24 protein-coding genes are annotated in these 24351 nt (G+C 63.7%); 8 read left to right on the top strand and 16 right to left on the bottom strand.

Going from position 1 to position 24351, the window contains the following annotated elements:
* Positions 1-3 precede the first annotated feature (3 nt).
* From secF to G3574_RS10065, 3 genes are all read left to right on the top strand, one after another.
* Positions 4-942 carry a protein translocase subunit SecF gene (gene secF, locus G3574_RS10075; protein WP_163962625.1) on the top strand — a complete coding sequence of 313 codons (939 nt, stop codon included), beginning with the start codon at positions 4-6 and terminating at the stop codon, positions 940-942.
* A 119-nt stretch (positions 943-1061) separates the two neighbouring features.
* Positions 1062-1724 (top strand): cytochrome b/b6 domain-containing protein, encoded by a 663-nt coding sequence (locus tag G3574_RS10070; RefSeq protein ID WP_163962623.1) that lies wholly within the window; start codon positions 1062-1064, stop codon positions 1722-1724.
* A gap of 100 nt (positions 1725-1824) precedes the next feature.
* On the top strand, positions 1825-2868 hold the full coding sequence (locus G3574_RS10065) for a putative 2-aminoethylphosphonate ABC transporter substrate-binding protein (RefSeq protein WP_163962621.1): 1044 nt from the start codon (positions 1825-1827) through the stop codon (positions 2866-2868).
* A 143-nt stretch (positions 2869-3011) separates the two neighbouring features.
* Here G3574_RS10065 and G3574_RS10060 read toward each other — a convergent pair whose 3' ends face one another.
* From G3574_RS10060 to purB, 6 genes are all read right to left on the bottom strand, one after another.
* Positions 3012-3476: a c-type cytochrome gene (locus tag G3574_RS10060; RefSeq protein ID WP_163962619.1), complete on the bottom strand. Its 465-nt coding sequence runs from the start codon at positions 3474-3476 to the stop codon at positions 3012-3014.
* A gap of 49 nt (positions 3477-3525) precedes the next feature.
* Positions 3526-3978, bottom strand: coding sequence for a MarR family winged helix-turn-helix transcriptional regulator (locus G3574_RS10055; RefSeq protein WP_205609728.1), 453 nt, complete (start codon positions 3976-3978; stop codon positions 3526-3528).
* 88 nt (positions 3979-4066) lie between these two features.
* A complete protein-coding gene (locus G3574_RS10050; RefSeq protein WP_163962616.1) occupies positions 4067-4645 on the bottom strand; it encodes a YceI family protein in 579 nt (192 codons plus the stop codon).
* Positions 4646-4712: 67 nt separating this feature from the next.
* Complete coding sequence (locus tag G3574_RS10045; protein WP_235953279.1) at positions 4713-5234, bottom strand: YceI family protein; 522 nt, start codon at positions 5232-5234, stop codon at positions 4713-4715.
* 79 nt (positions 5235-5313) lie between these two features.
* Positions 5314-5835 carry a cytochrome b gene (locus G3574_RS10040; RefSeq protein WP_163962613.1) on the bottom strand — a complete coding sequence of 174 codons (522 nt, stop codon included), beginning with the start codon at positions 5833-5835 and terminating at the stop codon, positions 5314-5316.
* A 113-nt stretch (positions 5836-5948) separates the two neighbouring features.
* Positions 5949-7316: an adenylosuccinate lyase gene (gene purB, locus G3574_RS10035; RefSeq protein ID WP_163962611.1), complete on the bottom strand. Its 1368-nt coding sequence runs from the start codon at positions 7314-7316 to the stop codon at positions 5949-5951.
* A 189-nt stretch (positions 7317-7505) separates the two neighbouring features.
* Here purB and G3574_RS10030 point away from each other — a divergent pair, with 189 nt between their 5' ends.
* Entirely contained in the window at positions 7506-8114 is a 609-nt protein-coding gene (locus tag G3574_RS10030; RefSeq protein WP_163962608.1) for a glutathione S-transferase N-terminal domain-containing protein, read from the top strand.
* A gap of 89 nt (positions 8115-8203) precedes the next feature.
* Here G3574_RS10030 and bfr read toward each other — a convergent pair whose 3' ends face one another.
* The 6 genes from bfr to G3574_RS10000 form a co-directional block, all read right to left on the bottom strand.
* A complete protein-coding gene (bfr, locus tag G3574_RS10025) occupies positions 8204-8674 on the bottom strand; it encodes a bacterioferritin (protein WP_163962606.1) in 471 nt (156 codons plus the stop codon).
* A gap of 231 nt (positions 8675-8905) precedes the next feature.
* A complete protein-coding gene (ahpF, locus tag G3574_RS10020) occupies positions 8906-10489 on the bottom strand; it encodes an alkyl hydroperoxide reductase subunit F (protein ID WP_163962604.1) in 1584 nt (527 codons plus the stop codon).
* Positions 10490-10681: 192 nt separating this feature from the next.
* Positions 10682-11245, bottom strand: a complete 564-nt coding sequence (ahpC, locus tag G3574_RS10015; RefSeq protein WP_163962602.1) for an alkyl hydroperoxide reductase subunit C — start codon at positions 11243-11245, stop codon at positions 10682-10684.
* Between the two features lie 278 nt (positions 11246-11523).
* Entirely contained in the window at positions 11524-11763 is a 240-nt protein-coding gene (locus G3574_RS10010; protein ID WP_163962600.1) for a (2Fe-2S)-binding protein, read from the bottom strand.
* Positions 11764-11965: 202 nt separating this feature from the next.
* Positions 11966-13078 (bottom strand): tRNA 2-thiouridine(34) synthase MnmA, encoded by a 1113-nt coding sequence (gene mnmA / locus G3574_RS10005; RefSeq protein ID WP_163962598.1) that lies wholly within the window; start codon positions 13076-13078, stop codon positions 11966-11968.
* Positions 13071-13556, bottom strand: a complete 486-nt coding sequence (locus G3574_RS10000; RefSeq protein WP_163962795.1) for an NUDIX hydrolase — start codon at positions 13554-13556, stop codon at positions 13071-13073. Before G3574_RS10000 ends, mnmA begins: the two co-directional genes overlap by 8 nt.
* A gap of 357 nt (positions 13557-13913) precedes the next feature.
* Here G3574_RS10000 and panD point away from each other — a divergent pair, with 357 nt between their 5' ends.
* The 3 genes from panD to pntB all read left to right on the top strand — a co-directional run bounded on the left by panD (position 13914) and on the right by pntB (position 17382).
* Positions 13914-14279 carry an aspartate 1-decarboxylase gene (gene panD, locus G3574_RS09995; protein WP_163962596.1) on the top strand — a complete coding sequence of 122 codons (366 nt, stop codon included), beginning with the start codon at positions 13914-13916 and terminating at the stop codon, positions 14277-14279.
* 78 nt (positions 14280-14357) lie between these two features.
* Positions 14358-15947: a Re/Si-specific NAD(P)(+) transhydrogenase subunit alpha gene (locus G3574_RS09990; RefSeq protein WP_163962594.1), complete on the top strand. Its 1590-nt coding sequence runs from the start codon at positions 14358-14360 to the stop codon at positions 15945-15947.
* 13 nt (positions 15948-15960) lie between these two features.
* Positions 15961-17382, top strand: coding sequence for a Re/Si-specific NAD(P)(+) transhydrogenase subunit beta (gene pntB / locus G3574_RS09985; RefSeq protein ID WP_163962592.1), 1422 nt, complete (start codon positions 15961-15963; stop codon positions 17380-17382).
* 121 nt (positions 17383-17503) lie between these two features.
* Here pntB and G3574_RS09980 read toward each other — a convergent pair whose 3' ends face one another.
* From G3574_RS09980 to G3574_RS09965, 4 genes are all read right to left on the bottom strand, one after another.
* Positions 17504-18640, bottom strand: a complete 1137-nt coding sequence (locus tag G3574_RS09980; RefSeq protein WP_163962591.1) for an FAD-dependent monooxygenase — start codon at positions 18638-18640, stop codon at positions 17504-17506.
* A gap of 4 nt (positions 18641-18644) precedes the next feature.
* Positions 18645-19979, bottom strand: a complete 1335-nt coding sequence (gene pepP / locus G3574_RS09975; RefSeq protein ID WP_163962589.1) for a Xaa-Pro aminopeptidase — start codon at positions 19977-19979, stop codon at positions 18645-18647.
* A gap of 50 nt (positions 19980-20029) precedes the next feature.
* Positions 20030-20725, bottom strand: a complete 696-nt coding sequence (gene murU / locus G3574_RS09970) for an N-acetylmuramate alpha-1-phosphate uridylyltransferase MurU (protein ID WP_163962586.1) — start codon at positions 20723-20725, stop codon at positions 20030-20032.
* A gap of 109 nt (positions 20726-20834) precedes the next feature.
* The gene (locus G3574_RS09965) at positions 20835-21860 is read right to left on the bottom strand and encodes an aminoglycoside phosphotransferase family protein (protein WP_163962584.1); all 1026 of its coding nucleotides are present in this window, start codon (positions 21858-21860) and stop codon (positions 20835-20837) included.
* A gap of 119 nt (positions 21861-21979) precedes the next feature.
* On the opposite strand from G3574_RS09965, the gene G3574_RS09960 reads away from it, so the two are divergent.
* The gene (locus G3574_RS09960) at positions 21980-24211 is read left to right on the top strand and encodes an LPS-assembly protein LptD (protein WP_163962582.1); all 2232 of its coding nucleotides are present in this window, start codon (positions 21980-21982) and stop codon (positions 24209-24211) included.
* Positions 24212-24351 lie beyond the last annotated feature (140 nt).

Genomic DNA, 24351 nt, shown 5'->3' with positions numbered 1-24351 from the left:
GACATGGAATTCTTCCGCATCAAGAGAGACATCCCGTTCATGCGCAACGCGCTGGTGTTCAACGTCATTTCGTTGATCACCTTCCTGGCGGCGGTGTTCTTCCTCTTCCACAAAGGCCTGCATCTCTCCATCGAATTCACCGGCGGCACCGTGATGGAAGTGCAGTATCCCTCGGCGGCGAACATCGAAGGCGTGCGCAAGTCGGTGGAAAGCCTCGGCTTCTCCGACGTGCAGGTGCAGAGCTTCGGCACCGCGCAGGACGTGATGATCCGCCTGCCGAGTCAGAAGAACAAAACCTCCGCCCAGCTCAGCGAGCAGGTCATGGGCACGCTGAAGGCCCAGGCGCCGGACGTCAAGCTGCAGCGCGTGGAATTCGTCGGCCCGCAGGTCGGCGAGGAACTCGCGCACGACGGCCTGATGGCGCTGGGCATGGTGGTGCTGGGCGTGATGATCTACCTCGCGGTACGCTTCGAATGGAAGTTCGCGGTCGCCGCCATCATCGCCAACCTGCACGACGTGGTGATCATCCTCGGCTTCTTCGCCTTCTTCCAGTGGGAATTTTCCCTCTCGGTGCTGGCGGCGGTGCTGGCGGTGCTGGGTTACTCGGTCAACGAGTCCGTGGTCATCTTCGACCGGATCCGCGAGAACTTCCGCAAGCTGCGCAAGGCTTCGGTCACCGAAGTCATCGACAACGCCATCACCAGCACGATTTCCCGCACCATCATCACCCACGGCTGCACCCAGATGATGGTGCTGTCCATGCTGCTGCTCGGCGGTCCCACGCTGCACAACTTCGCCCTGGCGCTGACCATCGGTATCTGCTTCGGCATCTATTCCTCGGTGTTCGTGGCGGCGGCGGTGGCGATGTGGCTCGGCGTGAAGCGCGAAGACCTGGTGAAGCCGGTCAAGGAAAAGGACGCGGCCGATGGCGCGGTAGTCTGAACGCGTTTCGAAAATATGTTAAAAACCGGCTTGCGAGCCGGTTTTTTTTGGCCGTGAAAAATGGCATGCCCGCCCATGCGGGAATGACAAGCGATGATTTCCTTGAAAGGTCGGAGTGGATGAAAACCATACGTGTCTGGGACTTGCCGGTCCGCCTGTTCCACTGGGCGCTTGCCCTCCTGGTCCTGGCCGCCGTGGTGACGCAGAAGATCGGCGGCAACGCGATGGCATGGCATTTCCGCTGCGGCTACGCGATTCTCGCGCTGCTGCTGTTCCGCATCCTGTGGGGCGTGGTGGGCAGCCGCTACGCGCGCTTTTCCAGCTTCATCCACGGTCCGTCGACCATCGCCGGCTACATCCGAAACGGCAAGGCCGCGCTCAGGGACAAGGCGCTCGGGCATAACCCGCTGGGCGGCCTATCCATCCTGACCATGATCGGCGTGCTCCTCGCGCAAGCCGTCGGCGGCCTGTTCTCGAACGACGACATCGCCTATGACGGACCGCTGGTGAAATACATCAGCAAGGAAGTGTCCGACCGCATCACCGGCCTGCACAAGGACGTGGGCGCCACGCTGATCTACTTCCTCGTCGCCCTCCATGTGGCGACGATCGCCTATTACTTCCTGAAAAAGCGTGAAAACCTGGTCAAGCCGATGATCACCGGCGATGCGCCGGCAACGGTCGATGCGCCGCCGGCGGCCGATTCGGCGGCCACGCGCTTGCTGGCCCTGGCGCTGCTGGCCGTATGCGGCGGACTGGTGTACCTGCTGGTCACGCACTAGGCGCCACGTGACCGGGTACAAACTTAAACTTAATTAATAATCGTCGTTCGCATTTTCGACGAAAGGTAACTTCTCCCGGAACTACTTCCTGGAGAATACCGTGTCACGCCAACCTTCCCTGACCGCGGCCTGCCTCGCCGCGGCGCTCGCATCCGCCGCCCTGGCCTGCCAGGGCGCGCACGCCCAGCAAACTGTCCTCACCGTCTACACCGCCCTCGAACCGGAGACCATCAAGTTCTACCGCGCCGCCTTCGAAAAGGCGCATCCCGACATCGAAACACGCTGGGAACGCGAATCCACCGGCGTCATCACCAGCCGCCTTCTGGCGGAAGCCGCCAATCCGAAGGCGGACGTGGTGGTCGGTCTCGCCGCGAGCACGCTGGCGCTGCTGGCGCAGGACGGCATGCTCATGGCCTACGAACCGAAGGGTTTTTCCCAGCTGAATCCCGCCTATGCCGACAGCGCCCGGCCGCCGGCCTGGGTCGGCAACGACGTCTATGGCGCCACCATCTGCTTCAACACCGCGGAAGCCGCCAAGCTGAACCTGCCCAAGCCGTCGAGCTGGAAGGACCTCGCCAATCCGGTCTACAAGGGCAAGATCGTGATGCCGCATCCCGGCTCGAGCGGCACCGGTTACCTCGACGTCAGCGCCTGGGTGCAGATGTGGGGTGAAAAGGAAGCGTGGAAGTTCATGGACGCCCTGCACGAGAATGTCGCCTACTACACCCACTCCGGTTCCAAGCCCTGCAAGCTGGCCGGCACGGGAGAAGTGCCGATCGGGATTTCCTTCGATTTCCGCGCGGGCCTGGAAATCCGCAGCGGCAAGCCGGTGGCGGCCGTCTTTCCTTCCGAAGGCCTGGGCTGGGACATCGAAGCCAATGGCATCATGAAGAAGGCGAAGAACCCGGACGCGGCCAGGAAGCTGGTCGACTGGATGGCGAGCAAGGAAGCCAACGCCATCCACGGCAACTTCTTCACCATCGTCGCCTATCCTGGACAGGCGAAGAAGATGGAAGGGATTCCCGACAATTACGAAAGCCTGCTGATGAAGAAGAACGACTTCAACTGGGCGGCGAAGAACCGTGACCGGCTGATCAAGGAGTGGAACAAACGCTACGGCGCGAAGGCGGAGGCGAAGTCCTGAGGGGCGGTTGGCGGGTTGGCTGAAATGGGATTTCCGCCTTCGCGGGAGTGACAGAGATGGGGCAGAGGAAGTCAGCCTTGTCCGGATGCGCCAGCGCATCCGCCGCTGTCACCCCCGCGAAGGCGGGGGTCCCATTTCCAACATCATTTATTGCGATAGTTATCGTGGCAAGCCTTGCAGCTCTGTCCCACGGCGCCGAAGGCGGTCTTGATGGCGTTCAGGTCGCCCGACTTGGCGGCGGTGGACAGCTTGGACACCTCGCCCTGCATCTTTTCCGCGGCCGCCTTGAACTTGTCCTGCTCCTTCCAGATTTCCGGCTTTGCCTTGGAATTCGGCAGGTCGGAGCCGGCCGGGAAGGCGGACCACGGCAGCTTCGACATCGTTTCCATCACCGCGACGTCGGCCTCGACCGCTGCCTTGTCGTAGGGCTTGTCGCCCTTGACCACCGCGCCCACGCGGCCGGTATGCGTGCCCAGGATGGAAAACGCCGACTGCCGGTACTTCACCGCATCCTCGGGCTTGGCGAACGGCGATTGCGCCTGGGCCTGGACGGAAAACGGAACTGCGATCATGGCCGCCATTGAGGCGATGGCCAGCAACTGTCTCATACTCGCTCCTTGTGGTTGTGTGTCGCGGCGTTGCGCCGCCGGCATTCTGCTAGGTGCCCTCGATGCCAGCCGAGTCGAGATGGCGCTTGAGTTTCGCCAGTTCCCGTTCGAGCGCCAGGAAATCCTCTTCCGTGTAACCCGCCAGCGGCTGCCTGCAAAATTCTACATGAGGCGCGAAGATCCGGTCGAACAGATCCTGTCCGGAAACCGTGAGCTGCACGATCATGCAGCGGCGGTCGTCCGGGTTCATGCTCCGGGTGAGCAGGCCGCGCGCTTCGAGCCGGTCCAGCACGCCGGTCAGGGTGCCCTTGGTCATGAGGGTCTTTTCGCCCAGGTCCTTGCCGGACATGCCCTCGGTATTGCCGAGGGTGGCGATGATGTCGAACTGCGGCGGCGTCAAGCCGAGGGTGCGGACGTGGGCATCCGAGACCTGGCTGAAGGCGTGATAGCACTCGGCCAGGAGGCGGATGCTGCGCATGTAGCGCTTGTTGATGGTGGTCATCGGCAATGGGGCAAATGAAAAAGCCGGCCATTGCTGGGCCGGCTCGGCAGGTTCAATCGGGACGATCGAAATCGGCGGGTCCGGCCACTCAGTCCGCCTTCAGGGCTTCGACCTGGATCGCCAGCTTCACTTCCGGCGCGAACATCGGCGTGCCGTAGTTCAGGCCGAAATCGGTGCGCTTGAATTCGGCGGTCGCATCGGCGCCGCACACTTCGCGCTTGAGCATCGGATGCGGGATGCACTTGAACTTGTTGATCGCCAGGGTGACCGGCTTGGTCACGCCCAGCATGGTCAGGTCGCCATCCATGGACACCGGCTTGTCGCCGTCGAACTTGACCGACTTGCCCTTGTAGGTGATGGTCGGGTATTGCGCGGCGTTGAACATGTCCTTGGACTTGGCGTGCTCGCTCATCTTGGCATGGCCGAAATCGATCGAGTTGGCGTCGATGACGATGTCGGCGCTGCCGGTCTTGGCCGCGCGGTCGAGGTTGATGGTGCCGCTGGTCTTGGTGAACTTGCCGCGCCAGACCGAGATGCCCATGTGGTCGGCTTCGAAGCTGGGGTAGGTATGGTTGGGTTCGATGTTGTAGGTCTGCGCGAAACCCGATGCGGCGGCGGACATGGCGCCGGCGGCGATGAGGGTGGCGAGGATCTGCTTGAACTGCATGGTGACTCCTGGTTTTCTGGTGAATATCGGTGAAACGGAAAATCGGCGGCGCGGCCTCAGGCTGCGCTCACTGCGCGGTGACGACGCGGAACTTGATCAGCACCTCGTCGGCAACCATGCTGGTGTCCTTCCATTCGCCCTCGCCGATGTTGAAGGCGAGGCGCTTGATCGGCAAGGTGCCTTCGAAGACCTGGGCATTCCCTTCCTTCTTCACCGTCAGCGGAAAGGCCACGTCGGCGCTCTTGCCCTTGATGGTGAGCTTGCCGGCCACGTCAAGCCTGCCGCCGGCGGCAGGCTTGATGGAAGACGAGACGAAGCTGGCCTTGGGGAATTGCGTGCCGTTGAACCACTCCTTCTTCTGCACTTCCTTGTTGTATTCCGGATCGCCGAGATCGAAGCTCGGCACGTCGATCTCGACGCTCGCCTTCGCGGCATCCGGCCTGGCGGCATCGAAATCGATCTGCGCATTGAACTTCTTGAACTTCGCTTCGACCGGCACGTTGAGCTGTTTGAACGTGGCCGAGACCGCGCTTTTGGCGGCGTCGGTCTTGAGGGCGGCGGCCAGCGCCGAGGCGGCAACGGTCGCCATGGCGGCGGCAAGCCCGATGGCGGCGGCATGGCGCAGGGATGGCGTCAGGGTGAAACGCATGGAATTCTCCTTACGGGGTTCAGGGCATCATGCGGCGCAGGACGCCATCACGATCGACGAATTGGTGCTTGAGGGCGGCGAGGACGTGCAGCGCCACGGCGGCGAGCATCGTCATGTTGAGCACGTAGTGCAGTTGCTTGAGCGCGGGCTTGAGTTCGGGATTGGGGTTGATGAACACAGGCAGGGGCAGGATGCCGAGGTAGACAACCGGCACCCCGGCGGCGAGGCTGTAGACGTATCCCGACACGGGAACGGCAAAGATATGCAGGTACAGCAGTCCGTGCAGGCCATGCGCCGCCTGCCGCTGCCAGGCCGGCATGCCCGGCGGGTAGGCCGGCGCCTTGTGGCCCAGGCGCCAGAACAACCGGGCGCAGGCCAGGCCGAGCACCGTCACGCCCAGCCACTTGTGCCAGGAAAAATACTTCAGCTTGGTGGGCGTGATGCCGGGAATGTCCACCATGGTCAGTCCCAGGCCGAATGCGGCCACGATCAGCAGCGCGATCAGCCAGTGCAGGGACACCGCAGTCTTGGTGTACTTCATGTTGCTTTTTGTTAATTAGTTCGAGTGCGAACTAATATAGCACAAAAAAATTCCGGCTGGCATGGCGCGAAGGATCGCGCCTGGCAGCCGGAACCGGTCCGCTTGCAGGAAAGCTAGATGCGGCCGGCAAGCTCCGCGGCGCGGCCGATGTAGTTCGCCGGGGTCATGGCGAGCAATTGATCCTTCGCCTGCTGCGGAATGTTCAGGCCCTGCACGAAGTCGCGCAGCGCTTCCTTCGAGATACCCTTGCCGCGTGTCAGTTCCTTCAGTTGCTCGTAGGGGTTCTCGATGCCGAAGCGGCGCATCACCGTCTGCACCGGCTCGGCCAGCACTTCCCAGGTGGCGTCCAGGTCTTCCGCGAGGCGCTGCGGATTGACTTCCAGCTTGTTCAGGCCGCGCAAGCAGCTGTCATACGCCAGCACCGCGTAGCCGAAGGCCACGCCGATGTTGCGCAGCACGGTGGAGTCGGTGAGGTCGCGCTGCCAGCGCGAGACCGGCAGCTTTTCCGACAGGTGCTTGAGCACCGCATTGGCCAGGCCGAGGTTGCCCTCGGAATTCTCGAAGTCGATCGGGTTGACCTTGTGCGGCATGGTGGACGAACCGATCTCGCCCGCCTTGGTGCGCTGCTTGAAATATCCCAGCGAGATGTAGCCCCAGATGTCGCGGTTCAGGTCGAGCAGGATGGTGTTGGCGCGGGCGATCGCGTCGAACAGCTCGGCCATGTAGTCGTGCGGCTCGATCTGGATGGTGTAGGGATTGAACGTCAGGCCGAGACGCTGCTCGATCACGTTCTTCGAGAAGCCTTCCCAGTCGAATTCGGGATAGGCCGAGAGGTGGGCATTGTAGTTGCCGACCGCGCCGTTCATCTTGCCCAGGATTTCCACGCCGGCGATGCGCTGCTCCGCGCGCTTGAGGCGGGCCACGACGTTGGCGATTTCCTTGCCGAGCGTGGTCGGGCTGGCGGGCTGGCCGTGGGTGCGCGACAGCATCGGCAGGGCGGCGTTGGCGTGCGCGATCTCGGTGAGCTTGGCGATCACGCCGCGCAGCGCGGGCAGCAGCACCTCGTCGCGCGAGGCCTTCAGCATCATGCCGTGCGAGGTGTTGTTGATGTCTTCCGAGGTGCAGGCGAAATGGATGAATTCCGAGGCGGCAACCAGTTCCGGCACGTCCTTGACCTTCTCCTTCAGCCAGTACTCGACCGCCTTCACGTCGTGGTTCGTGACCGCCTCGATGTCCTTGATGCGCTGCGCATCGGCCTCGCCGAATCCGGCGGCAAGCTTGTCGAGCAGGGCATTCGCCTCGGAGGAGAAGGGCTTGATCTCGTCGAAGCCGGCTTGCGACAAGGCCTGCAGCCAGGCGATTTCAACCTTCACGCGATGGTGCATGAAGCCGGCTTCGGACAGCAGGGGACGGAGCTTGTCGGTCTTGGCGGCATAGCGGCCGTCGAGCGGCGACAAGGCGGAAAGGGAGGAAAGCGACATGATGGTGCGTTCGTGATGATGGAAGGATGACGGACTGCCGGAATGGCCGTGCGGCCGGCCCGGCGGCGCAATCCGGCATTTTACCATCGGCGCATTTCGGCCCCGCCGGACGAGGCGCGGCGGCCACAGCTTGGCAAAAGTGGCAACCCGCAATGTTATAATCGGTTTCACTTCACCCCGTGGCCTTCTATGAAACTCATCGGTTCCCTTGCCAGTCCTTACGTCCGCAAAGTCAGAGTCGTGATGGCGGAAAAGAAACTCGATTACGAGCTCGTCCTCGAGAACGTCTGGTCGCCGGACACGAAAATCCAGCAGTCCAATCCGCTCGGCAAGGTGCCTTGCCTCATCATGGAAGACGGCGGCGCGATGTTCGATTCGCGGGTGATCGTTGAATACCTCGACACGCTTACGCCGGTCGGCAAACTCATCCCCGCCAATGGCCGCGAACGTGCCGAGATCAAGTGCTGGGAAGCGCTTGCCGATGGCGTGCTCGACGCCGCCATCCTCGTCCGCATCGAACGCACCCAGCGTCCCGAATCGCAGCAAAGCCCGGAGTGGATCAAGCGCCAGCTCGACAAGGTGAGCGCCGGCCTCAAGGCCATGTCCGCCGGCCTGAAGGACACCGCCTATTGCAGCGGCAACCACTACACGCTGGCCGATATTTCCGTCGCATGTGCACTGGGCTGGCTGTCGTTCCGCTTTCCCGAGATCGACTGGCGCGGCGACCATCCGAATCTCGCCAAGCTCTTCGACAAGCTGTCGGAGCGCCAGTCCTTCAAGGATACGATTCCACAGTAGTCATTCGCGCCTGGCGCGGTCAGAAAAAGGGCAGCCGTTCAGGCTGCCCTTTTCATTTGCCGGCGGTTGCCGGCCTCATGCGGCAGACGTTATTCGTCCATCTGCGATTGCATGTAATTCTGCAGCCCTATCTTGTTGATCAGGTCGCGCTGGGTCTCGAGCCATTCGATGTGTTCCTCGGTATCGTCGAGGATGTAAACGAGAAGCTCGCGCGACACGTAGTCGCCCGCCTGTTCGCAGGCCGCGATGCCGTCCTTGATGGTCTGCTGCGCGGCGAGTTCCAGCTTCAGATCGCATTCCAGCATCTCCGGCGTGTCCTCGCCGATCATCAGCTTGTGCAGCGCCTGAAGGTTGGGCAGGCCATCGAGCATCAGGATGCGGTCGATGAGCTTGTCGGCATGCTTCATCTCGCCGATGGATTCGTCATACTCCTTCTTGCCCAGCTTGTTGAGCCCCCAGTGCTTGTACATGCGCGCATGGAGAAAGTACTGGTTGATCGCGGTGAGCTCATTGGTCAACTGGGCGTTGAGCAGACGAATGATGTTCGGGTCGCCTTTCATGCATTCCTCGGTGGTAATGGTGGTGTGATCCGCCCCGCGGCGGGACGAGTATCTAGCGTGGAATTCATGATAGCGCAGGATGGTGTTTTTGCCATCGCTCCGGGTGGCGTCCCATGCATTTCGTTAGCACGAATCATTTGCATCGTCGGCTTGCTTCCAGGCACGGTCCCGCGCACGGCCATAAAAAAACGCCGGCATATTGCCGGCGTTTTTTTCCTGCGAGGCTGGGGATCAGGCGGCGATGGCCACTTTCTCTTCTGCCGGCGCGGTGATGCGGATCAGGTGATCGAAGGCGGACAGCGCGGCCTTCGAGCCTTCGCCCATGGCGATCACGATCTGCTTGTAGGGCACGGTCGTGACGTCGCCCGCGGCAAACACGCCGGGTACCGAGGTGCGGCCATACGCATCGACCTCAATCTCGCCGCGCGGCGACAATTCCACCGTGCCCTTGAGCCAGTCGGTGTTGGGCAGCAGGCCGATCTGCACGAAGATGCCTTCGAGCTCGATGTGGTGCGGCGCGCCCGTCGCGCGGTCGTTGTAGCGGATGCCATTGACCTTGTTGCCATCGCCGGTCACTTCGGTGGTCTGGGCATTCATGATCACCGTCACGTTCGGCAGGCTGTGCAGCTTGCGCTGCAGGACCGCGTCGGCGCGCAGCTTGGTGTCCCACTCGATCAGCGTGACATGGGCCACGATGCCGGCCAGGTCGATCGCCGCTTCCACGCCCGAGTTGCCGCCGCCGATCACCGCCACGCGCTTGCCCTTGAACAGCGGGCCGTCGCAGTGCGGGCAGTAGGCCACGCCGCGGTTGCGGTATTCGTCCTCGCCCGGGACGTTCATCTGGCGCCAGCGCGCGCCGGTAGCGATGACCACGGTCTTCGCCTTCAGGCTCGCGCCGTTTTCCAGCTTGATTTCCACCTGATCATTACCCGGCACCAGCGCCGCGGCGCGCTGCAGGTTCATGATGTCGACCTCGTATTCCTTCACGTGCTGCTCGAGCGCGGCCGCAAGTTTCGGACCCTCGGTTTCCTTCACGGAAATGAAGTTCTCGATGCCCATGGTATCCAGCACCTGGCCGCCGAAACGCTCCGATACCACGCCGGTGCGGATGCCCTTTCGCGCCGAATAGATGGCGGCCGCCGCGCCGGCCGGACCGCCGCCCACCACCAGCAGGTCGAACACGTCCTTCTGCGCAAGCTTCGCGGCTTCGCGTTCCGCGCTGCCGGTATCGAGCTTTGCCAGGATTTCCTCCAGGCTCATGCGGCCCTGGCCGAAGGTCTGGCCGTTCAGGAACACCGTCGGCACCGCCATGATCTGGCGCTCGCTGACTTCATCCTGGAACAGCGCGCCGTCGATCATCACGTGGCGGACATTCGGGTTGATCACCGCCATCAGGTTCAGCGCCTGCACCACGTCCGGGCAGTTCTGGCAGGACAGCGAGATGTAGGTCTCGAACAGAAACTCGCCTTCCAGGTTGCGGATCTGGTCGAGCACGTCCTGCTCCGCCTTGGGCGGATGGCCGCCGACCTGCAGCAGCGCAAGCACGAGCGAGGTGAATTCGTGGCCCATCGGCAGGCCCGCGAAGCGCACGCCCATGTTGCTGCCGGTGCGGTTCAGGGAAAAGGAAGGCTTGCGCTCATTGTCGTCGCGCGACTCGCGCACGCTGACCTTGGAGGACAGGCTCGCGATGTCCTGCAGCAGCGACAGCATCTCGCGCGACTTGTCGCTGTCGTTCACCGAGGCGACGATCTCGATCGGCTGGGTGACCCGCTCCAGGTAGGCTTTCAGTTGATTCTTGAGATTGGCGTCTAGCATGTCGGTCTCGCTTTCAAGTTTGTACGACTAAGGTGATACGGTCATTCTCGGGGTGAGCAATGCCACTTCCGGATCAGGATCGACCTGCCGGACCGGTGTTCGCGATCTGGGAGTGGGACTGCGGGGCGGGAATCGCCCCGGGGTTCGCGCGCCGCGCCGGCGATGGCGCGGCGGCTTGCTACTGCATCTTGCTTAGATCTTGCCGACGAGGTCCAGCGACGGGGCCAGGGTCTCATCGCCCGGGGTCCACTTGGCGGGGCAGACTTCGCCCGGGTGGGAAGCGACGTACTGGGCTGCCTGCACCTTGCGCAGCAGTTCCTTGGCGTCGCGGCCGATGCCGTTGTCGTGGATTTCGCACAGCTTGATCTGGCCTTCCGGATTGATCACGAAGGTGCCGCGCAGTGCCAGGCCCTCTTCCTCGATCATGACGTCGAAGTTGCGGGTGATCGCGCCGGTCGGATCGGCGATCATCGGATAGCGGATCTTCTTGATCGTGTCGGAAGTGTCATGCCATGCCTTGTGGGTGAAGTGCGTGTCGGTCGAGACGCTGTACACTTCGACGCCCATGGACTTGAAGGTGTCGTAGTTGTCGGCCAGGTCGCCCAGTTCGGTCGGGCAGACGAAGGTGAAGTCGGCCGGGTAGAACACGACGACGGACCACTTGCCCTTCAGATCGGCTTCGGTGACTTCGACGAACTTGCCGTTATGGAATGCCTGGGCTTTGAACGGCAGGATTTCGGTGTTAATCAGGGACATGTTTGCCTCTCGTTGTAGTAACGGGTTGAAGGGAAAAAGTTATTGCGTGTGTGATTATGATAGATGCCGGCTATCGGACTGTAAAATTGGTAATTTATATGGTCCCGATAGGGGAAGACGATTATCCGGGATTTGTTGATGTATTGCTTACGGGACCGCAAGCAAGAGACAGGGCACATGACCGCGAGTTCAGCGGCCTGGATCAATCTTTGGCCGGCCGGTCGAGATAGCATGGGCCCCATGTAGAACGGGGCCCAGGGAAAGCGAAGACAGCAGGATCAGGCGGCGAGGGCGCCCGCGCGAGAAACCGCATGGAAGACGGGCGAAGCCACCGATTGTGGTTCCAGCGCCCGGTCTTCCAGGCACTCCCGGAGTACCGTCTTGGCACAGGAATGGCATTTGCCGCAGCAAGTACCTACCTGAAGCTGGGCGCGCAGTTCCGGCATGGTGGTCACGCCTTCCTCCACCGCCTGGCGGATCTTGCGATCGGAAACATTGTGGCAAACGCAGACAATCATTCCATTTCCTTCGATGAGCGCCGGCAGGCCGGAAGGCCTGGACGCTTTTGCAAATGCGAATTGTTCGTATTCAGATTATTCGGCATTCGAGAAGCGATTGCAAGCGGTTTTTTACGGGCGATGCGCCAGCGCGAAAAAAAACCGCCGGACTGGCGGTTTTCAGGGAAATGCAAAGGAAGGGAATGCGGCGGACTGATGCCCCTCAAGCCTCAACAGGCGCCATGGCAGCGGAGATGATGCCGCCGCCAAGGCAGACATCGCCGTCATACAGCACCGCCGACTGGCCGGGCGTAACCGCCCATTGCGGCTGCGGGAACGCCAGCGAAAAGCCGTCCGCTTCCGTCCTGTAGACGCAGGGAACGTCCGCCTGACGATAACGCGTCTTTGCCGAGAGCGGGCCGTCCTGAGGCGGTTCGCCGGCGATCCAGCTGATCTGGCCGGCTTCCAGGGCCGGGGACAGCAGCCAGGGATGGTCATGCCCCTGGACGACGTAGAGCGTGTTCTCGGCCACATCTTTGCGGGCAACATACCAGGCGTCGCCATTGCCGTCGGCGTTCTGGTAGGACTTGATGCCGCCGAGGCCGATGCCCTTGCGCTGGCCGAGGGTATAGAAGCTCAGCCCGACGTGTTCACCCACGGTCTTGCCGTCCGGCGTCTTCATCGGTCCCGGCTTGTATGACAGGTAACGGTTCAGGAACTCGCGGAACGGCCGTTCCCCGATGAAGCAGATGCCGGTGGAATCTTTCTTCTTAGCATTCGGCAGGCCGATGCGCTCGGCGATCTGCCGAACTTCGGTTTTCGGGATCTCGCCCAGCGGAAACAGTGTGCGGGACAGCTGCGCCTGGTTCAGGCGATGCAGGAAATAGCTTTGGTCCTTGCTGGCGTCGAGCGCCTTGAGCAGCTCGAAGCGGCCGGAGGGCGCCTGCCGCACGCGCGCATAGTGGCCGGTGGCGATCAGGTCTGCGCCGAGCTTCATGGCATGGTCAAGGAAGGCCTTGAACTTGATTTCGGCGTTGCACAGCACGTCTGGATTGGGCGTGCGGCCCGCCTGGTATTCGCGCAGGAATTCCGCGAACACCCGGTCCTTGTATTCGGCGGCGAAATTGACGGCCTCGATGTCCACGCCGACCACGTCGGCCACGCTGGCGGCGTCGATCCAGTCTTCCCGGGTGGAGCAATACTCCGAGTCATCGTCGTCCTCCCAGTTCTTCATGAACAGGCCAATGACCTCGTAGCCCTGTTCCTTCAGCAACCAGGCGGATACCGAGGAATCAACCCCGCCGGACATGCCGATGACCACGCGCTTCCTAGCCATGCAATTCCCCGATGACGCTGGGATGGGTATAGATGACGGAAAGCGGCGCGCGCTTGCCGGCAAGGTAGTCGTCCACGCATTGCAGGACCAGCGGGCTGCGGTGCTTTTCCTGGCAGGCCACCATCTCGTCTCGGGTCATCCAGACGGTGCGCAGGATGCCTTCGTCGAGCGGGCGGTTGTGTTCCATGCCGAGGTCACCGCAGAAGGCGAAGCGCAGGTAGGTCACCTCTTGCTTGGTGCGCGAGGACAGGTAGCGCGACATGTACATGCCGACCAGGGCGGTCGGCGTGAAATCGTGCGCGGCTTCCTCGAGCGTCTCGCGAGCGACCGCGTCCATCAGCGATTCGTTGGGGTCGAGGTGCCCGGCGGGCTGGTTGAAGCGAATGCCGTCGCTGGTCTCTTCCTCGACCAGCAAAAAGCGGCCCGCGCGCTCGATGATGGCGGCTACGGTGACAGATGGTTTCCAGACTTCAGACATAGTTTCCCCGGCGAGGGCGTCATTGTACATGCGAGAAGGCGTCATGATGTCACGCTCGGCGACTGCTTGAAAACCGCATGGTTCAACAACCGGCGTGCCCCTGCTTGACGCCGGACAATATTCCATGGATCCACTTTCGCTGCAACGCAAAAACGGCCGCATGATGCGGTTTTTTTGGTCTTGTTCTGCGCACGATTAAAAGTGAATGAACGAAAAATGGAGGATTTCCTCCATTGCGCGGAAAATCGAACGGTTGTTCTTTTTTTTATTTTCCGTGTAAGATCAGCACCACAATTAATCATATGGCAGCATTCCCCGCCCCAAACGGCACCGCCCGCTGCCGGCACAGGAGAAACTATGCAACGCGTCATGCTTCGATCCAAGATCCACCGCGTCACGGTGACACAGGCGGACCTTCACTACGAAGGTTCCTGCGGCATCGACCAGAATTTGCTGGACGCGGCCGACATCAAGGAATTCGAAAAGATCGAGCTCTACAACATTAACAATGGCGAGCGCTTTGCCACCTATGCCATCAAGGGCAAGCGCGGCAGCGGCGAAATTTCCCTCAACGGCGCGGCCGCCCGCAAGGCCCACCTCGGCGACCTGCTGATCATTTGCACCTTTGCGCCGATGGGCGAGGCGGATGCCGAAACCTACGTTCCCAAGATCGTCTTCGTCGACGAGAAGAACCAGATCACCGGCATGAAAAACGACAGATGAAGACCCGGCCGGCCATGACGAATGCCCGGCCCGCTTCGCCAGACCAGTTTCACCATCTTCCTTAGCAAGGGTAAGCGTATGCCTCTCATGATTGGAATACCCCGGGAAACCTTCCCGGGCGAGAAACGCGTTGCAACCGTCCCTGACGTCGTCGAAAAGATCATCAAGCTCGGTTTCACCGTGGCGGTCGAGTCGGGCGCGGGCGACGAAGCCAATTTCGCCGACGACACCTATCGCGCCGTCGGCGCCCAGGTCGTCGGCAGCGCCGCCGAACTGTGGAGCATGTCGGACATCGTCTTCAAGGTGCGCGGCCCCAGCATGGAAGAAGTGGCGCTGATGCGCGAGGGCGGCACGCTGGTGAGCTTCATCTGGCCGGCGCAGAATCCGGAACTCATGCAGGCACTCGCGGCCAAGCGCGCCACGGTGCTGGCGATGGACAGCGTGCCGCGCATGTCGCGCGCGCAGAAGATGGATGCGCTGAGCTCCATGGCCAACATTGCCGGCTACCGCGCCGTCATCGAGGCGGCCCATCATTTCGGCCGCTTCTTCACCGGCCAGATCACTGCCGCCGGCAAGGTGCCGCCTGCGAAGGTCTTCGTCATCGGCGCGGGCGTCGCCGGCCTGGCCGCCATCGGCGCGGCATCCGGCCTGGGCGCGATCGTGCGCGCCAACGATACCCGTCCGGAAGTGGCAGACCAGGTCAAGTCCATGGGCGGCGAGTTCGTCGCCGTGGACTACAAGGAAGAGGGCTCGGGCGTGGGCGGCTACGCCAAGGTCATGAGCGAAGGCTTCCAGCAGGCCCAGCGCGATACCTTCGCCAAGCAGGCCCGCGAAGTCGACATCATCATCACCACCGCGCTGATTCCCGGCAAGCCCGCGCCCAAGCTGATTACTGCCGAGATGGTGCAATCCATGCGTCCCGGCAGCGTGATCGTCGACCTCGCGTCGGAGCAGGGCGGCAACTGCGAGCTGACCGAACCCGGCAAGGTCGTGGTCAGGCATGGCGTCACCATCATCGGCTACGCCGACCTGCCGAGCCGCCTGTCCAAGCAGTCCAGCACGCTCTACGCCACCAACCTGCTGCGCCTGCTGGAGGAACTCTGCAAGACCAAGGACGGCAACATCAACGTCAACTTCGACGACGAGGTCATCCGCGGCGCCACCGTGGTCAAGGAAGGCAACATCACCTGGCCGCCGCCGCCGCCCAAGCTGTCCGCCGCGCCGGCCGCGGCTCCCGCCAAGCCGGCCGTGGCTCCGCCCGCCAAGAGCGCGCATGGCCACGGCGGAGGCGGCGCGCCCGCTTCCGCTACCAGCACCGCCATCCTGTTCGGCGTCGCCGCGGTCCTGTTCTGGGTCATCGGCGCCTTCGCGCCCGCCGCCTTCCTCGGGCACTTCACGGTCTTCGTGCTGGCCTGCTTCGTCGGCTACATGGTGGTCTGGAACGTCACACCGTCGCTGCACACGCCGCTGATGAGCGTGACCAACGCCATTTCCAGCATCATCGCCATCGGCGCCCTGGTGCAGATCGCGCCGCCCATTGCGGGCGGCATCGAGCGTCCGGGCGACTGGATCCGCTGGCTCGCGGTGATCGGCATCGTGCTCACCACCATCAACATGTTCGGCGGATTCGCCGTGACCCGCCGCATGCTGGCGATGTTCCGTAAATAAGAAGGGGACGCGCATGTCTGAAAGTCTCACCACCGTCGCCTACCTGGGCGCCACCATCCTGTTCATCCTGAGCCTGGGCGGCCTCGCGCATCCCGAGTCCGCCCGGCGAGGCAACCTCTACGGCATGATCGGCATGGCAATCGCCGTGCTGGCCACCATTTTCGGCACGCACGTGACCTCGGCCGGCATTCCCTGGATCGTCGGCGCGATGGTCGTCGGCGGCGCCATCGGCCTCTACGCCGCGCGCGCCGTGCAGATGACGCAGATGCCGGAACTGGTCGCGCTCATGCACAGCCTCGTCGGCTTGGCCGCTACCCTGGTCGGTTATGCCAGCTACATCGACCCGGCATCGTCCGCCGGCTTCAACGGCGCCGAGAAAGCCATCCACGAAATGGAGATCTACATCGGCGTGCTGATCGGCGCGATCACTTTCTCCGGTTCGCTGATCGCCTTCGGCAAGCTGTCCGGCCGCATCGGCGGCAAGCCGCTGCTGCTCCCCGGCCGCCACTGGCTCAACCTCGCCGCGCTGCTGATCGTGATCTTCTTCGGCGTGCAGTTCATGCGGGCGGAAACGATCCAGGCCGGAATGACGCCGCTCATCATCATGACGGTGATTGCCCTGCTGTTCGGCATCCACATGGTGATGGCGATCGGCGGCGCCGACATGCCGGTGGTGGTGTCGATGCTCAACAGCTATTCCGGCTGGGCCGCGGCCGCGACCGGTTTCATGCTCTCCAACGACCTGCTGATCGTCACCGGCGCGCTGGTCGGCTCCAGCGGCGCGATCCTGTCTTACATCATGTGCCGCGCGATGAACCGCAACTTCATCAGCGTGATCGCCGGCGGGTTCGGCTCGGATTCCGGCAAGCCCAAGGCCGCGGCCGGCGCCGCCGCCGAACCGGTGGGCGAAGTGGTCTCCGTGACGCCCCAGGAAACCGCCGAACTGCTGCGCGACGCGAAGAACGTGATCATCGTTCCCGGCTACGGCATGGCCGTCGCCCAGGCCCAGCACACGGTGTATGAAATCACCAAGACGCTGCGCGAAAAGGGCGTCAACGTGCGCTTCGCCATTCACCCCGTCGCGGGCCGCATGCCCGGCCACATGAACGTGCTGCTGGCCGAAGCCAAGGTGCCTTACGACATTGTGATGGAAATGGATGAGATCAACGAGGACTTCCCAGATGCCGACGTCGCCATGGTGATCGGCGCTAACGACATCGTGAACCCCTCGGCGATGGAAGATCCCTCCAGCCCCATCGCCGGCATGCCGGTGCTGGAAGTGTGGAAGGCGAAGACCTCCATCGTGATGAAGCGGTCGATGGCCTCCGGCTATGCGGGCGTGGACAATCCGCTGTTCTACAAGGAGAACAACCGGATGTTGTTCGGCGATGCGAAGAAGATGCTGGATGAGGTGCTGGGAGCGTTGAAGGCGTAGTGGGGAAGACGGCCGCGTCATCATTGACCACGGCTGTCACCACCGACTACCCCTGTCATCCCCGCCTGCGCGGGGATGACAGGGGTACGCGGAAACGACAAACAGCGCCAACAACCACCCCCTACCTCACCCCAAACATCATCTGCTCCGCCAGCACTCGCTTGGCCGGACGCACCACATCGATCAGCCCCAACCCCGCCCCCAGCAAGGCCTGCGACACCGCCCCATCGGGCGCGCTGGCAAACACCCGCGCCATTGCGTCCGTCACCCGGATGGTCATGCCGCGATCCCGCTGCCGCTGAGCGGCAAACCGTTCCAGCGCACCGGAAGACAAGTCCTGCGCCAGCAGCCGCGCCAGCACGACCGCATCCCGCAAGCCGAGGTTGAGCCCTTGCCCCGCCACGGGATGCAAGGTCTGCGCCGCATTGCCGATGGCGACGGTGCGCGCGCCCACCGCGTGGCGGGCGTTGAGCCCCAGCGGAAACGCCGCGCGCGGCGAAGCGGAGAGAAAACGGCCAAGGCGCGTGCCGAAGGTGTCGCCCAAGGCAGCGAGAAATTCCGTATCGGACAGCGATTGCAGACGCAGGGCCGTGTCGGGCCGCGCGCACCAGACCATGGCGTAGCCGTCGCCTTCGGGCAGCAGCGCCAGCGGGCCTTCTTCGGTGAAGCGCTCGAACGCGCGGTGCGGCACCGGCTGGCTTGCGGTGACGTGGGCAATCAGCGCGGTCTGGCGGTAATCGCGCGCCAAGGGGCGGGCCTCCTGCTCGGCATAGACGCCGCCTTCCGCCTGTACCAGGATGCGGGCGAGCTTGCTGCCGCCGTCCGCGAAGCGCAGTTCCACGGCGTCGTCTCGCTCGGTGATGCCGGTCACCGTGGCCGGCCGCAACGACACCACGGAAGTCGCGCGCAACTCGGCGTCCAGCCGTCCGACCAGCTCGCCGTATCGGGCGACGTAGCCGAGCGCCGGCACGCCGTAGTCGTTGCGGTCGATCACCGTCCGGCCGAAGTGGCCACGCCGCGAAACGTGGATGTCATGGATGGCGGCGCAGGCAATTGGCCAGGCGCGGATGTCTTCCAGCACCTGGCGGCTGCCGTGGGAGAGGGCGATCGAACGCGGATCCGCGGCTGCCTTGTCGAGCGGCTTGGCATCAATTAGCAAGATCCGCGCGCCATCGACGCCGCGCCTGACGAGCAGCAGCGCCAGCGCCTGGCCAACCGGGCCGGCGCCGCAGATTGCGATGTCGATGTCCACCGTCATCGGTTCACTGCTTCATCGCGGCTTCGATCTCGGCCACCGTCTTGGGCGCGTCGCGCGTGATGAGGTCGCAGCCGTTGGCGGTCACCACCGCGTCGTCCTCGATGCGGATGCCGATGTTCCAGTATTTCTCGGGCACGCCGTGCTCGGGACGGACGTAGATGCCGGGCTCGATCGTCAGCACCATGCCGGGCTGCAGCGTGCGCCAAGGCTTTTCCTGGCCGGGAGCGGCGTTGCCTTCCCGGTAGTCGCCGACGTCATGCACGTCCATGCCCAGCCAGTGGCCGGTGCGGTGCATGTAGAACTGGCGGTAGCTGCCTTTCTCGATGACGTCGTCGAGCGAGCCGACCGCGTTCTTGTCGAGCAGGCCGGTGTCGAGCATGCCTTGCGCCAGCACGCGCACCGCGGCGTCGTGGCCGTCGATGAAGCGCTTGCCGGGACGGGTGGCTTCCACCGCCGCCTGCTGCGAGGCGAGCACGATTTCGTAGAGTTCCTGCTGGGCGGCGCTGAACTTGCCGTTGGCGGGGAAGGTGCGGGTGATGTCGGAGGCATAGCCGTCGAGTTCGCAGCCGGCGTCGATCAGCACCAGGTCGCCGTCCTTGAGCTCGGCGTCGCCGGCGCGGTAGTGCAGCACGCAGGCATTGGCGCCGGTGGCAACGATGGACGTATAGGCGGGGAATTGCGAGCCGTGGCGGCGGAATTCGTGCAGCAGCTCGGCCTCGAGATGGTACTCGCGCAGGCCCGGGCGCGACATGCGCATGGCGCGGCGGTGCGCTTCCGCGGAGATGGCGGCGGCGCGCTGCATGATGCCGACCTCGGCCGCGTCCTTGAACAGGCGCATCTCGTCGAGCAGCACGTGCACGTCGTGCACCACGGACGGGGCGGACACGCCGGCGCGCGCCTGCATGCGCACGCTGGAAAGCCAAGTCTGCAACTGGGCATCGAGCGCCGGAGAGCTGCCAAGGGAATGGAACAGCGCGGGCGCGTCGGCCAGCAGCTTCGGCATCTCGCTGTCGAGCGCGGCGATCGGATGGGCGGCATCGAAGCCGAAGGCCTCGCGTGCGGCTTCCGGGCCGTAGCGGTAGCCGTCCCAGATTTCACGCTCGAGGTTTTTCTCGCGGCAGAACAGGATGGCCTGGTTGGTCTTGCCGGCCACCAGCACGATCACCGCTTCCGGCTCGGTGAAGCCGGACAGGTAGTAGAAGTAGCTGTCGTGGCGGTAGGGGAAATCGGAGTCGCGGTTGCGCGGCACTTCGGGCGCGGTGGGAATGATGGCCACGCCGCCGCCCTTGGCCTGCATCTGTTTGAGGAGGGTATTGCGTCGCGCTACGTAGGAAGTCATGTCTCTGTCCTGTTCGTTGATGTCGTGGTTGCCCGCTTCATTCCGATCCGTCATGCGTTCAATTGCGCCAGCCGTTCCGGCGTGCCGACGTCGGTCCAGTCGCCCCGGAACACCTCGCCGCCAACCTGTCCGCGCTCCGCGTAGCGGCGCAGGATGGGCGCGATCGGCGCGGACTGCCCCGCCTGGATTCCATCGAAGATTTCCATGCGGTACACGCCGATGCCCGAGAAGGTATAGCGGGGATCGCCGTCGTTGGCGATGGAAAAGCTGTTGAGCGCGAAGTCGCCCTTCTGGTTGTGCTGCGGATTCTTGACGAGGAAGAGCCAGGCGACGTCGCGCTTGTCGTGCGGATGCGGGTTGCCCCAGACGTCGTCGTCCTTCAGCACGTCCTTGACCTGCTCGTAGTCGAAGTGCGGGCAGAAGATGTCGGCGGCGATGGCGACAAACGGTTCCTCGCCCAGCAGGTGGCGTGCCTTGGCCACGCCGCCGGCGGTTTCCAGCGCCGTGCCCTCGGCCGAATAGCGCAGGGTCGCGCCGAAGCGGGAGCCGTCGCCGAGTTCCTGCTCGATCAGGTGGCCGAGGTGGGCGTGGTTGATGACGATGTCGGTGATGCCGGCGCGCACCAGGTTGAGGATGTGCCAGACGATCAGCGGCCGGCCGCGTACCGTGAGCAGGGGCTTGGGGCAAGTGTCCGTCAGGGGACGCATGCGCTCGCCGCGGCCCGCGGCGAAAATCATCGCTTTCATGGAGGTGACGTCCTGTTGGGAGCCATGTCGTGGCGAACGGCGGGGCGAAGGATACAGGATGTGTTCCGCCGCCCCGCCGCAACATCGGGATAGGGTATTTTACCCACGTTTAGAAGGTGAAGCCGACCGACTCGCCCTTGCTCTCGAGTTCGTCAAGCAGGACGATCAGCGGCGCCAGCGCCTTGTAGCGGCCGGCGGCCTTGCGGGTGTATTCCATCACCAGCGGCATGTCCTTCAGGTAGGCGTCCTTGCCGTCGCGGTGGTAGAGGCGGGCGAAGATGCCCAGCACCTTGATGTGGCGCTGCAGGCCCATGTACTCGAAGTCGCGGTAGAAGCCGTCGATGTCGTGGCTGACCGGCAGGCCGGCGCGGCGCGCGCGTTCCCAGTAGCGGATGGCCCAGTCCAGCACCATTTCCTCGTCCCACTGGATGTAGGCGTCGCGCAGCAGCGACACCAGGTCGTAGGTGATCGGGCCGTAGACCGCGTCCTGGAAATCGAGGATGCCGGGGTTGCCCTGGTCGAGCACCATCAGGTTGCGCGAATGATAATCGCGGTGCACGTACACCTGCGGCTGGGCGAGGTTGTTGGCCAGCAGGGCGTCGAAGACCTTGTTGAGCGACTCCGTCTGCTTGTCGCTGAGCGTCACGCCCAAGTGCTTGCCGATGTACCAGTCCGGGAACAGCATCAGCTCGCGGTGCAGCAGGGCGCGGTCGTACTCGGGCAGCAGGCCGGGCTTGCTCTGGGCCTGGATCAGCACCAGCGCGTCGATGGCGTCAAGGTAGAGCTTGTGTGCGGTGTCGGGGCTGAGCCGGTTCAGGTAGGTGGCGTTGCCGAGGTCGGACAGCAGCAGGTAGCCGCGCTCGACGTCGCGCGCCAGGATCTTCGGCACCGAGGCGCCGGTCGCGCCGAACACCTCGGCCACATGGATGAAGGGCCGCACGTCTTCCTGGGGCGGCGGCGCGTCCATGGCGATGTAGGTCTGGCCGTCCGCGCCATCGATGCGGAAGTAGCGGCGGAAACTGGCATCGGAAGACGCCGGGCGGATGGTGGCGACGTTCAGGGCCGGTTCGGCCTGGGCGGAAAGCCATTCCTGCAACTGCAGCAGGCGCGCATCGTGGGAAGGTGTTGAAGACATGTAAAGCAGGGATCGATGATTCGTTGTTGAAAGAGTCGGATGGAGAACCGGGACCGGTTCGGAGTTCCCATATAATAAGGGATTCATCCTAAAAAAGCGTCAGGCCAGCCCCGCCTTACATGAACCGGTTTCCCGCCTTTCCACCTTCGCAATTCTTGCTGACCTGCATCGCCCTCGCGGTGGCGGCGGCTTTTCCGCCGGCCTTTGCGCAGTCATCCCCCCAGCCTGCACCACAGCCTCCAGCCCAGCCGCAGCCCGGCGTGGCCGACGACAAGAACGCGCCGGCCAACGTCAGCGCCGAGCAGATGACCGGCCGTCCTGACCGCGAAGTCATCCTCGAGCGCGACGTCGAGATCATCCGCGGCGCAACCACGGTCAATGCCGACCGGGCGACCTACCGCATTCCCGAGGACGAGGTCGAGGCCGAGGGCAACGTGCGCATGCGCCGCTTCGGCGACCGGTATTCCGGCGACGAACTCAAGCTGCGCATGGACGCCGGCCAGGGCTACGTGCTGAACCCGTCCTACCGCCTGGAGCGCAACAATGCCCAGGGCAAGGCGGATCGCATCGACTTCTATTCGCAGGAACAGGCCACCGTCACCGATGGCACCTACAGCACCTGCGAGGGTCCGGACCCGGACTGGTACCTCAAGGCCAGCAAGCTCGACCTCGACACCGGGCGCGACGAAGGCATCGCCCGCTCCTCGGTGGTGTATTTCAAGGGCCTGCCCATCCTCGGCGCGCCGGCACTGTCCTTTCCGCTGTCGGATGCGCGCAAGTCCGGCTTCCTGCCGCCGACGATCGGCACCACCAACAAGGGCGGCGTGGAAGTCACCGTGCCGTACTACGTCAACATCGCGCCCAACCGCGACCTGACGCTGTACCCCAAGCTGTTCGCGCGGCGCGGCCTGCAGCTCGGGGCGGAAGGGCGCTACCTGGGTGAGAGCTACAACGGCCAGACAAGGGTCGAGGTGCTGCCGAACGACCAGCAGACCCGCACCACGCGCTACTCGCTGAGCTCGCTGCACACGCACATCCTCGGCCCCGGCCTCTGGTACAACTGGAACATCAACACCGCGTCCGACGACGATTACCCGAGCGACTTCTCGCGCACCATCACCGCCGGGTCGCAGCGCCTGCTGCTGCGCGACTTCAACTTCAACTACGTGCCCAGCCCCATGCTGAGCACCACAGTGCGCCTGTCGAACTACCAGGTGCTGCAGGATCCGGCCGCGCCCATCGTGCGGCCCTACGACCGCCTGCCGCAGATCAACATCAACGCCGGCCGCCAGGACGTGAACGGCTTCGACTGGAACATCGACTCGGAACTGACGCGCTTCTGGCATCCCGACCTGCTGCGCGCCAACCGCCTGGTCATCAATCCGCGCCTGTCCTACCCGGTCATCCAGCCCGGCTATTTCGTGACGCCCCGGGTGTCGCTGCACGCCACCACCTACCGGCTCGACAGCCCCCTGCCCACCGGCGAGACCAGCCTGTCGCGCGTGCTGCCGACCTTCTCGCTGGACAGCGGCCTGATATTCGAGCGCAACGCCAGCTTCTTCGGGCAGCGCATGACCCAGACCCTGGAGCCGCGTCTGTTCTACGTCTACACGCCTTACCGCGACCAGAGCGCGTTCCCGCTCTTCGACACCGCCGAAGCCGACCTGAGCTTCGCCCAGCTCTTCAGCGAAAACCGCTTCGTCGGCAGCGACCGCATCAGCGATGCCAACCAGCTCACCGCTGCCGTCATCTCGCGCTACATCGAGGAAAACGGCGCGGAACGCATGCGCTTCGCCATCGGCCAGCGCTTCTACTTCACCGACCAGCGCGTGACGCTGGGCACCGCGCGCAACGACAGCCGCTCCGACCTGCTGCTTTCGGCCAACGGCCAGCTGACCGACACCCTGAGCGTGGAAGGCAACATCCAGTACAGCCAGACCGCGCACCAGATGAGCCGGGCCAACTACGGCACGCGCTGGTCGCCGGCGCCGCGCAGCGTGCTCAACCTGCAATACCGGCGCGACGTGCTCAACAACCTGGAACAGGTCGACATGTCCGCCCAATGGCCCATTGCGCGCCGCTGGTACGGGGTAGGTCGTGTAAACTACTCGCTGCCGGACCGGAAGGTCGCCGAAGGCCTGGCCGGCTTCGAATACAAGGCGGATTGCTGGGTATTCCGCGTGGTGGCGCAGCGCACGCCGACCGCCACCGAAAAGGCAACGACCTCACTGTATTTCCAACTGGAACTGAACGGGTTGACCCGCCTCGGTTCCAACCCGCTGGAAGCCCTGCGCACCAGCATCCCTGGCTACCAGCTGGTGAACCAGCCCACGACTCCTAGCCCACGCTAGCAACCTTTGATTGCAGTTTGAATGATGACAACTTCGAGATTCCAGCGTCCTTTCTTCCGGCCTTCGCAGCGCCGCGCCACCCTTGCCCTCGCGGCAGGCCTGCTCGGCGCAGCGGCGGCGCCGTCCGTCCTGGCCCAGGC

The organism is Noviherbaspirillum galbum (assembly GCF_010974945.1).
GTDB lineage: Bacteria > Pseudomonadota > Gammaproteobacteria > Burkholderiales > Burkholderiaceae_D > Noviherbaspirillum > Noviherbaspirillum galbum.
The sequence above is the reverse complement of the archived record's forward strand: the minus strand, read 5'-3'. Positions and strand labels throughout refer to the sequence as shown.